The sequence below is a fragment of the Kitasatospora sp. NPDC005751 genome, assembly GCF_040630835.1.
Lineage (GTDB): Bacteria > Actinomycetota > Actinomycetes > Streptomycetales > Streptomycetaceae > Kitasatospora.
Map to the genome: position 1 here is coordinate 132,431 of NZ_JBEXYC010000010.1, position 14,393 is coordinate 146,823.

Genomic DNA, 14,393 nt, shown 5'->3' on the forward strand with positions numbered 1-14,393 from the left:
CCGCCCCCTCCCCGGCTACAGCCGGCCGGTGGCGTGCAGGTGGTCGAGGATCCGCGCGTCGACGTTGTCCTGGAAGCGCGTCATGACCTTGGTGTCGGCCTGCTCGTACTCGTAGCCGCAGGTCACCCAGCGGTCGGCCACCGCGCCGGTCTCCAGGTAGCCGTGGTCGACGTGTCCGACCTCGAAGCCCGGCTTGCCGGCCGACTGCCAGCTGCTGAACAGCGTGCCGTCCGCGTTGATCACGGCGCCCTCGCGGCCGCCGGGCTCGGAGCAGATCTGGCAGGTGGTCCGCATGCTCGGCTTGGCGAAGCGGTAGCCGCGTTCGAGCGCCTCGACCGCCCACTCGACGAAGCGGTCCTCCACCTGCCGGGCCCGCGCGAGGTCGTTGCGGTACCCGATCCCGGAGTCGCCGACCCAGGCGTAGGTGAACGTGCACCGGCTCGGGTCGACCTTGCCGTCGAGCTGGCCGAAGAGCGCGCCGATCCGGTCCACGTTGTGGTGGGAGACGTTCACCCGGAAGTTCCAGGAGAGCCGGGTGGCCTCGGTGGCCGCCGCCACGTTGGCGACGATGGTGTCGAAGGTGCCCCCGCCGGCGTGCGTGACCCGGGTCGCGTCGTGGTCCTCCCGGCTGCCGTCGAAGGTGATCTGTACCGCGCGCAGCCCGGCGGCGCCGAGCTGGACGGCCCGCCGCCCGGTCAGCAGCACGCCGTTGGTGGTCATGGCGGCGGTGGCGAGCCCCAGGGGCGTGCAGCGCTCCAGCAACTCCACACAGCCGCGCGGGTTGAGCAGCGGCTCGCCGCCGAACAGCAGCAGGTAGAGCCGGTCCAGGCCGGCCTGCGCCATCCGCTCGGCGGTGAAGTCCACGATCCGGTCGATGGTCCGGGTGTTCAGCCGGCGGAGGTTGATCCGGGGCGGGCGGTGGCCGCCCTTCGGGTCCTGGCCGGTGTTCTGGAAGCAGTAGCCGCAGCCGAGGTTGCAGGCCGTGCTGGTCAGTACCGTCAGCGCGAAGGACTTCGCGGTCCGCTCCCGGTACGCGCCCGCGTCGCGCAGGAACTCGTCGATGTCCGGCCGCACCCGGCCGTCGGCCGCGACGTGCTCCGGTTTGAGCAGGGTCCACGTCCGGTTGCCGATGAACCACCAGCCGCGGTCGCTCCTGATCAGGCGGGGCGCGTCCACCTCGTCCAGCCGGGTGCCGATCATTGCTCTCCCTGGGGTCGGCGGGAAACGGCCGCCGTCGGCGGGCCCTGACAGCGCGAGGCTAGGCAGCCGTGGTTTGCCGCCGGTATGCGACAGGTTGACGGGCAGCTTCCGGCCGGGCCGGACGGCCGGCGCGTCCACCGTCCGGCCCGGGTCGGGCGGCCGGGGCGCCGACGGGGGCATACCGGACGTAAACCGAACCCCAACTGGCCGCTCCTAGGCTCATGGCGACGACCAGAACGCCTGACCTCGACGTCATGGAAGAGGGCTGATCGACGTGCCCGAGCCGACCCCCGCCGACCTGCCCCCCGACCCTTCGGACGACCTGCTCGACGACCTGTCGGACCTGCCCGACACCCTCCCGGGCGCCGCGCCGGCCGACGACGAACCGGAGGTCGTCCTGCACTCCGCGGACGGGGACGACGGCGAAGCCCCTTGGTGCATAGGCAACATGACGGCGTACTGACCGGAGGGCCCCACCGATGAGCTGCCCGTCCTGCGCCACGGAACTCCCCGCGGACGCGCGATTCTGCGCCCGGTGCGGCACCCCGGTCACCCCCCCGACCCCGGCGGCCGAGGAACGCCGGGTCGTCACCGTGCTGTTCTGCGACCTCGTCGGATCGACCGAGCTGTCCGGCAAGCTCGACGTCGAGGTGCTCCGGTCGATCCTGCTGCGCTACTACGAACTGATGGAACATCAGATCGATTCCCGTGGCGGGATCGTGGAGAAGTTCATCGGCGACGCCGTGATGGCCGTCTTCGGCCTCACCGCGACGCAGGAGGACGACGCGCGCCGGGCGCTGGAGACGGCGGCGGACATGCTGACCGCCCTCGACGGCCTCAACACCCAGCTGGAGCGCGACCACCGGGTCCGGCTCGGGGTCAGGATCGGCGTGCACACCGGTGAGGTGGTCACCACGGCCGATCCGGCCAGGCGGCAGGCGCTGGTCTCCGGCGAGGTGGTCAACGTCGCCGCCCGGCTGGAGCAGGCCGCCGGCCCCGGCGAGATCCTGCTCAGCGCGCAGACCTGGCGGGCCTGCGGCTCCGGGCTGACCGTCGCCGAGGTCGGCCCGGTCGAGCTGAAGGGCGTGGCCGGGCCGATCGAGGCCGGCCGCCTGCTGGGCCTCTCCGAGCCCGAGCGCGCGCCCCGCTCCGACGTGCCCTTCGTCGGCCGCGAACGCTACCTCAGCGAACTCGACCTGGCCTGGCGGCGGGTGGCCGAGGAGAGCGACGTCCACGTCCTCACCCTGCTCGGGGAGGCGGGCATCGGGAAGACCCGCCTGGTCGACGAATGGCTGCGCCGCTCGGCCCCCGCCGCGGAGGCGGTCGGCACCGGCCGCTGCCGGGCGGCCGGCACCGGCGGCTCGCTGCACGCGCTCGCCGAGTGCGTCGCCCCGCTGGCCGAGGAGGCCGGGCGGCACGCGCTCGACGGCTCGGCCACCGCCGCCGCGCTGGCCCTGCTGCGCACCGGGCTGCTGCTGGACGGCACCCCGGCCCCCTCCGAGGACGACACCTGCGCGGCGGTCGCCCACGTGCTCACGGTGCGCACCGGCGACCACCCGATGCTGCTCGTCGTCGACGACCTGCACTGGGCCGACCAGCCCTTCCTCGCCCTGCTCGACCGGCTGGTGGAGGACCTGCGCCGGCTGCCCATCCTGGTGCTCTGCCTGGCCCGCCCCGAGCTGATGGACTCCTGCCCCGGCTGGGGAACGGGCCGGGCGAACTCGACCACGGTGACCGTCACCGGCCTCTCCCCGGCGGACTCCGCCGTCCTCGCCGCCCACCTGGTCGATCTCGCCCTGCACAGCCCGGCGGCCACCGAGCAGATCGTGGCCCAGGCCGACGGCAACCCGCTCTACCTGGAACAGCTCGCCGCGACGGTCGAGGAGGCGGGCGGCACCGAGGGCCTGCCGCCCAACCTGCACGCGCTGCTCGCCGCCCGGATCGACCGGCTGGACGAGGCGGACCGGACCGTGCTGCGCCAGGCCTCGGTGGTGGGGCGCGAGTTCGACGCCGAGGACCTCGGCGCCCTGGCCGGCGAGCCCGGGCTGCCGGCCGTGAGCACGGCGGTGCTGCGCACCCTGACCCGGCGCGGCCTGGTGAAGCCGATGCGCCGGCCGTTCGGTGCCGGCGCCGCCTACTGCTTCGTCAACGGCGTGACCCAGCGGGTCGCCTACGAGGGGCTCACCAAGGTCCGGCGCGGCGAACTCCACGAGCGCTACGCCGAGTACCTGCTGCGCGCCGGGCGCCCGGACGCGCTGGTCGGCACCCATCTGGAGCAGGCCTACCGGTACCGCAGCGCGGTCGGCCGCCGCACCGAGCGCAATCCGCTGCTGCGCCGGCGGGCGCTGCGCCACCTGGCCCGGGCCGGCGTCGGCGCGCTCGGCCGGGTCGACCTGCCGTGGGCGCTCACCCTCCTCCAGCGGGCCGCCGACCTCGCCGACCCGGGCGACCAGGGCCGGCCCGAGGTGCTGCAACGGCTGGGCGAGGTGCTGCTGGCACTCGGCCGCTCCGACGAGGCGCGCGAGGTGCTGGTCCGCGCCGTGGCGGAGGCCGGCGAGCACGGCGCGGCGGGAACGGCCGCCCACGCCCGGCTGCACCTCGCCGCGTGCGAACACGACGACGCCGCGCTGGAACGGGCGGCGGTCGACGGCCTGACGGTCTTCCGGGCCTGCGGCGACGAACTCGGCATGGCCCGCAGCCGCCTGGTGCTCGCCGGGTCCTGCCAGCGGCGCGGGCAGCACGGCGAGGCGGTGGCGGCGCTCGGCCACGCCCTCACCCACTCGCTCGCCGCGGCGGCCGACCGGGAGCTCGCCAACACCCTGGGCGCGACCGGGCTCTCGCTCTGGCACGGCCCGGAGCCGGCGCCGTCCGCCGCCGCCCGGTGCGAGGACCTGCTGGCCACCCACGGCGCCGACCGGCTGGCCGTGCAGGTCACGCTCGGGTTCCCGCTCACCGTGCTGCACGCCCTCCAGGGCCGGTCCGACCGGGCCGCCGAGTGCCTGGCCGACGTCCGGCGCGCGATGGCGGCGCTCGCCTACGGCGAGGGCGCGGTGTTCGGGCCGCTGCTCGACGGCACGCTCGCCGCGCTGGCGGACCGGCCGGAGCAGGCGCAGGCGGCCCTGCGCGAGGCGCTGGACGCGGCCCGGGCCCTCAACGCGGGCGGCCTGGTCCGCACCACCGCGCTCGAACTGGCCCGCGCCCAGCTCGCGGCGGGCCAGTGGCGCCGGGCCGCCGAGCTGGTGGAGGACCTGACGGTCGCCGACGCGCACCCGGTGGTGCAGGCCAACCGGTACGGCGTCCAGGCCAGGATCCGGGCGCTCGGCGGCGAGCATCCGCAGGCCCTCGCGCTGGCCCGGCGGGCCGTGCTGCTCGCCCACCGCACCGACTCGCCCGCCGACCAGGCGACCGCCTGCCTCGACCTCGCGTACACCCGTGCCCTGGTCGGCCGGCCGAAGCAGGCCCGGGCGGCGCTGCTGGCCGCGCGGCGCCGCTTCGAGGCGAAGGGGCACCTGGTCGGCGCGGCCCGGACCGGGCTGCTGGCGGAGGAGCTCGGCCTGGCCCGGGAACCCGGCCGGGAGCAGGACCGCGGGCCGGGCGGGGCGGACGGGCCGGACGGGCCGGCGAGAGAGGGGAGTAGCCGATGACCGCCACCGGGACCGGTTCCGCCCCGGGCACCGCCGACCGGACCGCCGCCACCGGCCGGACCGGTACCGTCACCGACCGGACCGGTAGCGCCGACCGGACCAACACCGTCACCCGGGCCACCACGCTGACCTGGAACCTGCTCGACCGCCGCCCCGCCGACATCCCCGTCGCCACCTCCGAGACCGTGCCCGTCACGCCCGACTGGGCGTACGGCGGCGCGGACGGCAGCGGCGTCCGGGTCTGCGTCGTCGACAGCGGCGTCGAGGCGGGCCATCCGCTGGTCGGCGAGGTGGCCGCCTCGCACGCCGTGGTCGGGCGCGACGGCGGCCTGACGGTGGAACGGGTGGAGCCGATGGACACCTGCGGCCACGGCACGGCCTGCGCCAGCATCGTCCGGCGGGTGGCCCCCGGTTGCGAACTGCACAGCGTCCGGATCCTCGGCGAGAACGGCGGCGGGACGGGGGCCGCCCTGCTCGCCGGGCTGAGCTGGGCCATCGAGCAGCGCTTCGACGTGATCAACCTGAGCCTGTCGACCTCGCGCCCGCAGTTCAGCCAGGTGCTGCGGGAGATGGCCGACGACGCCTACTTCAACCGCTCGGTGATCGTCGCCTCGGCGCACAACTCCCGGATCGAGAGCTTTCCCTGGCGGTTCTCCTCGGTGATCTCGGTCGGCAGCCACGCCGAGGACGACTCGGACCTCGTGCTCTACAACCCGGACCCGCCGGTGGAGTTCTTCGCCCGGGGGCAGGCGGTGCAGGTCGCCGGGCCGAACGGCAGCACCACCCGCAACACCGGCAACAGCTTCGCGGCGCCGCACGTCACCGGACTGAGCGCGCTCATCCTCGGCAAGCACCCTCGTCTGACGAGCTTCGAGCTGAAGACGATCCTCTACCTGACGGCAGCCAACGTGCGGGGAGTGTGAGATCCATGGACCAGTCGGCGGACTCCACGGCGATGATCGCGGCGATCTCGGGCGCCCTGGCCGATCCCGGCCCGGACGACCGCGAACTGCTGTCCTCCATCGTGCGGGTGGCACGTTCGATCTTCGGCGCCGCCGCCAGCTCGATCTTCCTGTTCGACCGGGAGGAGGACCAGCTGGTCTTCGAGGCCGTCTCCGGGGAGGGCGAGGACTTCCTGGTCGGCACCAGGTTCCCGGCGCACCGGGGGATCGCCGGCTGGGTCGCCGACACCGGGGAGCCGGTGACGGTCGACGACCTGCGCGGCAGCGCGATCTTCGCCCAGGACCTCGCGGAGCGGACCCGCTACGTGCCGGACGCGATCATGGCGGCCCCGGTCGTCCACCGGGACGAGATCCTCGGCGTGATCCAGGTGCTCGACCCGCACCCGCAGTCCCGCTCCAGCCTGGCCGACCTGGACCTGCTGGTGGCCTTCGCGGGCCAGGCCGGGCTCGCCCTGCACGGCCTGGTCCGCAGCCGGGCGGCCCGCAGCGCGCTGGCCCTCGGCGGTGCGGAGTTCGAGCGGCTGGCCGGCATCGTTCAGGTCCTCGGCGCGCTGGCGCCCGAGCAGCGGGCCAGCGGGCTGCGGCTGGTCGAGTCCCTGCACGAGGTGCTCGCCGCGATGGCGCGCTGACCGGGCGGCGGGGTCGCGGGGCGGCGGGGCAGCGAGCTGACCGGGCGGCGAGGCCGTCCCGGTCATCGGCACCGGCCCGCCACCCGGTCTCGTCCAGGTGTCAGCAGCCGCCCGGCAGCGGACCCGGGCCGCGGTGCAGGGCGGCGGCGTACCGGTGGGCCAGCCTCGGCATGCGGTAGCGGACGGCGTGCGCCCGCACCTCGTCGTCCTCGGCCACCGTGACCAGATGGGCCTCGATGAGCTCCTCCACGATCCGCTCGGCCGGCTCCGCGAGGCCGCCCAGCGCCGCCAGCAGCACTGCCTGGTCGAAGGCCGGCCCCGGCAGGGCGCCGAGCGCGCCGAGCGCCGCCCGCTGCTGCGGATCCAGCCCCCGGTGGAACCGGCGGTAGCCGTCCTGGACGGAGCAGCCCCCGACCGAGAGCTCGTGGGGTCCGGCGGGCAGCCGGCCCAGCTGCTCCGCGTACTCGGACAGCGAGAGGTGCCGCAGCGTGGTGAGCTTGGCGGCCAGCGCGCGGACGACCAGCGGGGAGAGCCCGTACACCTCTTGAAGGCGGCGCAGCGTCCGGTCCGCGTCCACGAGCCGCCGCTCGTCGAGCACGCGCGCCAGGAGCTCGCGGGCCTCGCCGGGGGTGAACTCGTCGAGTTCGATGCGGTGGACGCACTCCAGGCCGCTGAGCCGGCGGGCCGAGGTGACCAGCGTGCGGGTCGGCCCGCGGCCCGGCAGCAGGCGGCGGACCTGGGACTCGCCGGTCGCGCCGTCGAGGACGAGGAGGACCTGCCGGTCGGCGATCCAGGACCGCCACAGGGCCAGCGCCGCGGTCTCCTCCCGGGGCGGGGTGAGGTCGAGACCGGTGCTCCGCAGCAGCTCGGTCAGTACCTCGTGCCAGTCGCGCGGGGTTCCGTCGGGGTGTCCCAGCGGGACGAAGACCTGGCCGTCCGCGAAGCGGTCGGCGATCCGGTGGCCGACGTGGACGGCCAGCGCCGTGGTGCCGACCCCCGGCGGGCCCGACACCGCCGTGACGTCGGTACATCGGGCCCCGCCGGTGAGGGCCGCCACCGCCGCCTCGACCTCGTCCCGGCGGCCGACGAAGTCCGCCAGGTCGCGGGGGAGTTGGGAGGGCCTGGCGTGCTCGCGCGGCCGGTCGCGGCTCGGCCGGGCCGATCCCCCGCCGGCCAGGATCGCCCGGTACGTCTGCTGCAGCACGGGGCTGGGGTCGAGGCCCAGCTCCCGGGCGATGTACTGCCGGTGCTGCTCGAAGCAGGCGAGCGCCTGCCGCCGCCCGCCGACCTGGTCGAGCGCCGTCATGTGCAGCACGATCAGCCGCTCGCGGAACGGATGCCGGGCGGTCAACTCGGCCAGCCGGTCCAGCAGTCCGAGCGCCCGGCCGGCCTCCACCTCCAGCTCGGCCCAGTCCTCGTACACCGCGAGGAAGCGGTCGGCGAGCCGCTCCGACTCGCGGGCCGCGAACGAGCTGCCGAGCAGGTCGACCAGGGGCCGGTCCTGCCAGAGCCGTACCGCCTCGCCGAACAGCGCCGACGCGCCGGCCGGGTGGCCCGCCCGCTGCGCCTGCCGCCCGGCCGCCGCGAGTTCGTCGAACCGCAGCAGGTCCGACTCCTCGGAGGTCACCGTCAGGGTGTAGCCGTACGGCACGTGGCCGATCCGGTCCCGCAGGACCTTGCGCAGGGCGGAGACGTACACCTGGAGGTTCTTGCGCGCCGTCCGGGGCTGGTCGCCGTCCCAGAGCGCGTCGATGAGCTGGTCGACCGACAGCACGGTGTTCGCCCGGCACAGCAGCGCGGCCAGGAGTAATCGCTGTTTGTACGGGCCGAGTTCGAGCAGGTCGTCGCCGGACCGGACCTGTAGCGGCCCGAGCATCGTGAAACGCAGCGTTCTTTCCGCACCGGTGTTCCCGGTCATATGGCCCCTCCCCCAGAGCGCGCCACGCGATGGGCACAGGTCGGGCCGGCCCGATCGGGGCCGGTCGCCCTCGTCTGTACTCCGACGGGTAGCTTCGCCGAGAAGAGGATGTCTGGCAAGGACGCGGTGAGCGATTGGTGAACAGCGGTGCCCGGGGGTCGAGAGGGACAGGACAAGCTGCCAGGAAGCCACGCACATACCGGAGTTCAACCGCCCGCTCCTAGCGTCGCACTGTGACGTCGGCCGACGTCCGAGCGCGAGCGAGAGGAGTTCCGATGTCCGACGAGGTGCAGGCACACAGCGTGGGCGGCGACGACGAGGACCTGGCGGGCTGCGGGATCCAGTTCAACGCCAGTGCCGTGGACGACGAGGTCCAGGCCCACAGCGTGGGCGAGGACGACGAGGACCTGGCGGGCTGCGGGATCCAGTTCAACGCCAGCGCCGCGGACGGCCCCGCCGGCGTCTAGCCCGACGCTTCGTCATCGGCCGACTCGCCGCCGGGCCGGACCACCCCGGCGGGACGAGGCCGGGCCGGTCTGTGCGGGTGCAACCGCGCAGGCCGGCCGTCGCCTTCCCGCCCGGCACCCGACCACCCTGTGAGGCCTCCGTGGACAGTCTGCTCCGGCTCGTGGACGACCTGCCGACGCTCGAAACCGCTTGGGAGTGCGAGCCGTTCGTCAGCACCGGGCTGGGCGACCTCGGTGACGTGTTCTCCCTGGAGACCGCCGAGCGGCTGATCCACAGCAGCCTGCCGATGAGCGCGGTACGGCTCTTCCGTGACGGCAAGCTGGTGCCACCGGAGCTCGTCCTGCGCAACCGGGGGAGCAACCCGCGGAGCCGCGAGAAGCTCGCCGACGGCACCAAGGTCGCCGAGCAGGTGGCCGGCGGCGCGACCCTGACTCTGGAGGAGCTCCAGAACCACAGCCCGGAGGTGGCGCGCTTCGCCGCCGAGGTGGCCCGCGAGACCGGCTACGAGGCCGACTGCACCGCCTTCCTGACGCCGCCTCGGGCCCGGGGCGCGGCGCCGCACTTCGACCTGGTGGGCATCTTCCTTCGGCAGCTCCACGGCTCCAAGCGCTGGCGGGTGAGCGCCCCCGTGCGGCGGCTGCCGAGCCGGGCCCGCCCGGTGGCCCCGTCCGAGGTCGGCGAACCGGTGCTCGACGTCGTCCTCAAGGAGGGCGAGTGCCTCTACCTGCCGCGCGGCTTCGTGCACGTCGGCGACACCACGGACGAGCCGTCGCTGCACCTGTCGATCGGCCTGCGCGGCGTCACCTGGGAGCGGGTCCTGCGCAGCCTGCTGGCCGGGGCGGGGGAGCGGTTCGAGCCGCTGCGCGAGGTGCTGCCGCCGGCCTTCTCGGACCTCGACCGGGAGGCCCTGTACCGCGAGCGCGTCGAGCTGCTGGCGAAGCACCTGGCGGACGCCGACTGGTCCCGGATCTCGCTGGAGGGCCTGCGGGCCGAGCAGCCCCCGGCCGCGCCCGCCCCGGGCAGTCTGGCGGCCTCGCTGCGCCGGCCCGCCGCCGCGGAGCCGGCGCCCGGGGCCGCCGAGCCCCCGCCGGTCGCCTGACCGGCGCCCGCACCGCCCGCCGGCCACCTGGCCGGCGCCCGGATTGCCCGCTGGCCTCGGCCCGCCGCTGCGGAGCCGGCACCCGAGGCCGCCGAGCCCCCGCCGCCCGCCTGACCGGCGCCCGCACCGCCCGCCGGCCGGTCAGCCGAACGGGGTGCGGTGCAGCGAGATCAGCAGGCGCCAGCTGTGCGCGGCGAGTTCGTCGGCGGTGGCGGGCACCAGGGCGTGCAGCCAGTCCGCGAGCAGCGCCGTGAAGGTCGCCGCGACGGCGGTGGCGACCAGCTCGGCGTACGGCGCGCCGGCCAGCTCCCGCTCGGTGCGGCTGCGCTCCCGGAGTTCGCGGTGGAGCAGCTCGCCCAGCGGTCCGGCGCCGCCGGGCAGCAGCAGCGAGCGGTAGACCGCCGCGTGCCGCTCGACCTCCGTGAGGAACGCGCCGAGGGCGGGCGGCGGTGCGGCCGGGTCCGGGATGCCGCGCCAGGCGTGCAGGGCGTCCACGGCGTCCCGGACGACCTCCGCGCAGGCGTCCACCGCGAGCGCCCGCAGGTCCTCGTAGTGGAGGTAGAAGGTCGCCCGGCCGACGCCCGCGCGCCGGACCACGGCGGCCACGCCGACCTCGGCCAGCGGGCGCTCGGCGCACTCGGCGAGCAGGGCCTCGCGCAGCCGGGCGCGGGTGCGGTCGGCCCGTGCGTCGGTCATCCGGCGACCAGCACCGCGGCCAGCGCGAGCGCGCCGGGCAGGGCCTGGGCGAACAGGATCCGGCGGTTGGCGGTCGCCGCCCCGTACAGGCCCGCGACCACCACGCAGGACAGGAAGAAGACCTGGACGCGGAAGCCGGTCGGGTCCGCCGCGACCAGGCCCCAGACCAGGCCGGCGGCCAGGAAGCCGTTGTAGAGGCCCTGGTTGGCGGCCAGCGGCGCGGTGGCCCGGGCCATCTCCGGGTCGAAGCCGGAGAGCTTCCGCCCGGGAGCCCGCTCCCAGAGGAACATCTCCAGCACCAGGATGTATCCGTGCAGTGCGGCCACCAGGCCCACCAGTGTGCTCGCGACGATGCCCATGACGGGGCCCCTTTCTGGACTGTTGTCCAGCAATCATAGACACATGTCCAGGAATTTGCCGCAGGCCTTCCGTTCACAAAGTGAAGTCACAAAGCCCACAAGGAAGTTCCACCGCTTCGTCTCTTGACCGCCGTCCGGCGGGGCGAGACAGTGTGTCGACGCTTGAGAGCGCTCTCACGCGGTTCCGCCGCCTTGCCACCGCCGAGGGAAAGGCATCCCCATGACGGCCACCCCACCCCTGCCCGGCCCCGCCCGCGGAGCCGCGCCCCGCCATCGAGCGCCCCGCCACCGCGGCCCCGTCGCGGTCCTCACCGTGCTCGCCCTGCTGCTCGCCGGTCTGTGGACGGCGGCCGGCGCGCGGGCGGCCACCGACTACACCCAGTCGGCGGCCACGGTCGCCCCCGGCTCGGTCCTCTTCGCCTTCACCCCGGTCACGCCCGCCGCCCTGGTCGACGTCCACTACCGGCCCGCCGCCGACGGCCAGCAGAACGTCCGGATGACGGCGGGCGCGAGCCGGTGGGAGACGACCGCCACCGGCCTGGCGGCCGGGACCGTCCTGGAGTACTGGTTCACCTACGAGAAGGCCGGACCGCTCTACGACACCCCGCACTTCACGGTGACCGTCGGCGCGGGCGGCTCGACCGGCGGCGGGGCGACGGGCAGCTTCCCGCTCACCTTCGTGAACAACACCCGGGGAGCCTTCAGTGACGCCCAGGTCTACGTGACCGTGCTCGGCATGGTCACCCCCGGCCAGTGGTCCTACCTGCGGCCCGACGGCACGACGGCGCACATCGACCACCGCGCCGCGCAGGCCCCGGGGCACCTGACCAAGAACGGCGTCGACTACCCGAACATGTCCTTCACGCTCGACCGCGCCGCCACCGTCCCCTCCCCGGCCGCCATCCGCGGCGGCCGCGTCTACATCTCGCTCGGCTCGCCGCTGTACATCCCCGTCTCGCCCGACGACCAGGGCTGGGGCGGGCCGGACCCGCGCAACCCCGCCGACCCGAACAACGACGTCTACTACGACTGGTACGAGTACACCTACGTCCACGGCGAGGTCCCGTTCGGCGGCAACACCACCCAGGTGGACGGGTTCGGCTTCCCGATGACCGCCCGGCTGCGGCAGACCGCCAGCGGCTACGACTCCACCGAGGGCATCACCCGCACCCGCGCCGAGGTGATGGCAGGCTACGCGGCGGCCGTCGGGCCCGCCTTCCGCGCGCTGCAGGGCACCTACCGCATCACCGCCCCGCGGTCGTCCGCCCTGTTCCAGGCGGGCGGCGCGCAGCAGGGCTACCTCCAGCCGGCCATCGACCGGTTCTGGTCGGCCTTCAGCGCACGGCAGTTCACCCTCACCCGGCTCGGCGAGACGTTCACCGGGCGGGTCACCGGCGACACCCTGACCTTCACCAAGAACGGGGCCGGACCGTTCCACCTGGCCAAGCCCGCCTCGCCGGACGTGATGGCCTGCGCGGGCCCGCTCGCCGCGGGCGACGACACCGAGAAGCAGCTCGGCGCGGAGCTGTGCGCGGCCCTCCAGCGCGGCGTGGCGCTCACTCCGGCCGACTGGTACCGGCCCGCGGCCTACTACCGCGGCGCCGACGCCGGGAACGACTACGCGAGGTACCTGCACGGCATCAGCCTCGGCGGCCGCTCCTACGCCTTCCCCTACGACGACATCAACGACCAGTCGTCCGTCCAGATCCTCGGCAACGCGGCTCCGCCCACCGGGCTGACCCTCGGTATCGGCTGGTAGTCCGGGCCGGCGGGCGGGGCCGCGCGGCCCCGCCCCGGCGCTCCCACCGCACCGTCACCCCCACGACCGTCCCCCCACGGAGGTGCACCACCGTGTCCGGAACGAACACCCCACCCGCGACCACCGCCACCCGCAGACGGCGCCCGCGCCGCGCACTGACCACCGTGCTGACCGCCGCCGGCGCGGCCACCGCGCTCTGCGCGGCGCTGCTCGGCACCGCCACGGCCGCCGTCCCGCCCGCGCCCGCCGGCTGGACCACCGTCTGGAGCGACGACTTCGGCGGCGCCGCGGACACCCTGCCGGCGGCCGCCGACTGGATCGTCGACACCGGCACCAGCTACCCGGGCGGCGCCGCCAACTGGGGCACCGGCGAGGTCCAGAGCTACACCGCGAACACCGCCAACCTCCGCCAGGACGGCGCCGGGAACCTGCGCATCACCCCGATCCGGGACGCCGCCGGCAACTGGACCTCCGGCCGGATCGAGACCAGGCGCAGCGACTTCGAACCGCCCGCCGGCGGGAAGCTGCGGATCGAGTCCCGGATCCAGATGCCGAACGTGACCGGCCCGGCCGCCGACGGCTACTGGCCGGCCTTCTGGACGCTGGGCGCGCCGTACCGCGGCAACTACTGGAACTGGCCGACCATCGGCGAGTTCGACCTGATGGAGAACGTCAACGGCGTCAACCAGGTCTGGGGGACCCTGCACTGCGGCGGCAACCCGGGCGGCCCGTGCAACGAGACCACCGGCCTCGGCGCCGTGCACGCCTGCCCGGGCTCGGCCTGCCAGGGCAACTTCCACACCTACGCGCTGGAATGGGACCGCAGTGTCAGCCCGCAGCAGCTGCGCTGGTACGTCGACGGCGTGCAGTTCCACTCCGTCACCTCGGCCCAGATGGACGCCGCCACCTGGGACGCGGCCACCGCGCACGGGCACTTCATCCTGCTGAACGTCGCGATGGGCGGGGCCTTCCCCGACCCGGTGGCGGGTCACCGGACGCCCACCGCCGCGACCGCCTCCGGCGTGCCGATGCTGGTCGACTACGTCGCGGTCTACCGCTCGGGCGGCGGCACCACGCCGCCGACCACCACGCCGCCGACCACGCCGCCCCCCGGCGGTACCGGGAGCGCGTACGGCACCATCCAGGCCGAGGCCTACGGCGGGCAGTCGGGGACGGCCCGGGAGGCCACCACCGACAGCGGCGGCGGCCAGAACCTCGCCGCGCTCGCCAACGGCGACTGGGCGCTGTACCCGGGCGTCGACTTCGGGACGGCCCCGGCCCGGCAGTTCAAGGCGCGGGTGGCCTCGGGTGCGGCGGGCGGCGTCAGCGGACTGGTCGAGGTCCGCCTCGACAGCCGGACCGCCGCGCCGATCGGCTCCTTCGCCGTGGCCAACACGGGTGGCTGGCAGAGCTGGACGACCGTCCCGGCGAACATCGCCGCGACCACCGGCAGGCACGACGTCTACCTGACCTTCACCAGCGGGCAGCCGGCCGACTTCGTCAACGTCAACTGGTTCACGTTCAGCACCACCTGACCCGGGGTGCCGGGCGGTGGCGGACGGCAGTCGCCCGCCACCGCTCCGGCGTGCCCGCCCGGGTGTTCTGGGAGCGCTCTCAGCGACGGGCGACCGACCCGCTAGGCTCTGGGGACGAAGCGTT

Annotated in this window: 12 protein-coding genes; 8 read left to right on the forward strand and 4 right to left on the reverse strand. The window is 75.0% G+C overall.

Annotated elements, in window-relative coordinates; translation table 11 throughout:
- Window positions 1-15: 15 nt before the first annotated feature.
- Window positions 16-1,200 carry a radical SAM protein gene (locus ABZ497_RS13170; protein ID WP_359804789.1) on the reverse strand — a complete coding sequence of 395 codons (1,185 nt, stop codon included), beginning with the start codon at window positions 1,198-1,200 and terminating at the stop codon, window positions 16-18.
- 274 nt (window positions 1,201-1,474) lie between these two features.
- Between ABZ497_RS13170 and ABZ497_RS13175 the strand changes: the two genes are divergently transcribed.
- Genes ABZ497_RS13175 through ABZ497_RS13190 form a run of 4 tightly spaced genes read left to right on the forward strand, consistent with a single transcriptional unit; the run spans window position 1,475 to window position 6,435 of the window.
- Entirely contained in the window at window positions 1,475-1,663 is a 189-nt protein-coding gene (locus ABZ497_RS13175) for a hypothetical protein (protein WP_359804791.1), read from the forward strand.
- A 16-nt stretch (window positions 1,664-1,679) separates the two neighbouring features.
- Window positions 1,680-4,844 (forward strand): adenylate/guanylate cyclase domain-containing protein, encoded by a 3,165-nt coding sequence (locus ABZ497_RS13180; protein ID WP_359804793.1) that lies wholly within the window; start codon window positions 1,680-1,682, stop codon window positions 4,842-4,844.
- Window positions 4,841-5,767 carry a S8 family serine peptidase gene (locus tag ABZ497_RS13185; RefSeq protein ID WP_359804795.1) on the forward strand — a complete coding sequence of 309 codons (927 nt, stop codon included), beginning with the start codon at window positions 4,841-4,843 and terminating at the stop codon, window positions 5,765-5,767. The genes ABZ497_RS13180 and ABZ497_RS13185 overlap by 4 nt, the downstream gene beginning before the upstream one ends.
- A gap of 32 nt (window positions 5,768-5,799) precedes the next feature.
- Window positions 5,800-6,435 carry a GAF domain-containing protein gene (locus ABZ497_RS13190; RefSeq protein ID WP_329492380.1) on the forward strand — a complete coding sequence of 212 codons (636 nt, stop codon included), beginning with the start codon at window positions 5,800-5,802 and terminating at the stop codon, window positions 6,433-6,435.
- 100 nt (window positions 6,436-6,535) lie between these two features.
- On the opposite strand, the gene ABZ497_RS13195 is transcribed toward ABZ497_RS13190, so the two are convergent.
- Window positions 6,536-8,353, reverse strand: coding sequence for a BTAD domain-containing putative transcriptional regulator (locus ABZ497_RS13195; RefSeq protein WP_359804797.1), 1,818 nt, complete (start codon window positions 8,351-8,353; stop codon window positions 6,536-6,538).
- A gap of 275 nt (window positions 8,354-8,628) precedes the next feature.
- Here ABZ497_RS13195 and ABZ497_RS13200 point away from each other — a divergent pair, with 275 nt between their 5' ends.
- A complete protein-coding gene (locus ABZ497_RS13200; protein WP_329491456.1) occupies window positions 8,629-8,820 on the forward strand; it encodes a hypothetical protein in 192 nt (63 codons plus the stop codon).
- 140 nt (window positions 8,821-8,960) lie between these two features.
- Entirely contained in the window at window positions 8,961-9,920 is a 960-nt protein-coding gene (locus ABZ497_RS13205) for a cupin domain-containing protein (protein WP_359804799.1), read from the forward strand.
- Window positions 9,921-10,061: 141 nt separating this feature from the next.
- Here the strand turns inward: ABZ497_RS13205 and ABZ497_RS13210 are convergent, their stop codons facing one another.
- Window positions 10,062-10,616, reverse strand: coding sequence for a TetR/AcrR family transcriptional regulator (locus ABZ497_RS13210; protein WP_329491459.1), 555 nt, complete (start codon window positions 10,614-10,616; stop codon window positions 10,062-10,064).
- Complete coding sequence (locus ABZ497_RS13215) at window positions 10,613-10,975, reverse strand: DUF1304 domain-containing protein (RefSeq protein ID WP_359804801.1); 363 nt, start codon at window positions 10,973-10,975, stop codon at window positions 10,613-10,615. Before ABZ497_RS13215 ends, ABZ497_RS13210 begins: the two co-directional genes overlap by 4 nt.
- A 220-nt stretch (window positions 10,976-11,195) precedes the next feature.
- On the opposite strand from ABZ497_RS13215, the gene ABZ497_RS13220 reads away from it, so the two are divergent.
- On the forward strand, window positions 11,196-12,734 hold the full coding sequence (locus tag ABZ497_RS13220; protein WP_359804803.1) for a glycoside hydrolase family 64 protein: 1,539 nt from the start codon (window positions 11,196-11,198) through the stop codon (window positions 12,732-12,734).
- A 92-nt stretch (window positions 12,735-12,826) separates the two neighbouring features.
- Window positions 12,827-14,269 (forward strand): glycoside hydrolase family 16 protein, encoded by a 1,443-nt coding sequence (locus ABZ497_RS13225; RefSeq protein WP_359804805.1) that lies wholly within the window; start codon window positions 12,827-12,829, stop codon window positions 14,267-14,269.
- The last annotated feature ends 124 nt before the right edge of the window (window positions 14,270-14,393 follow it).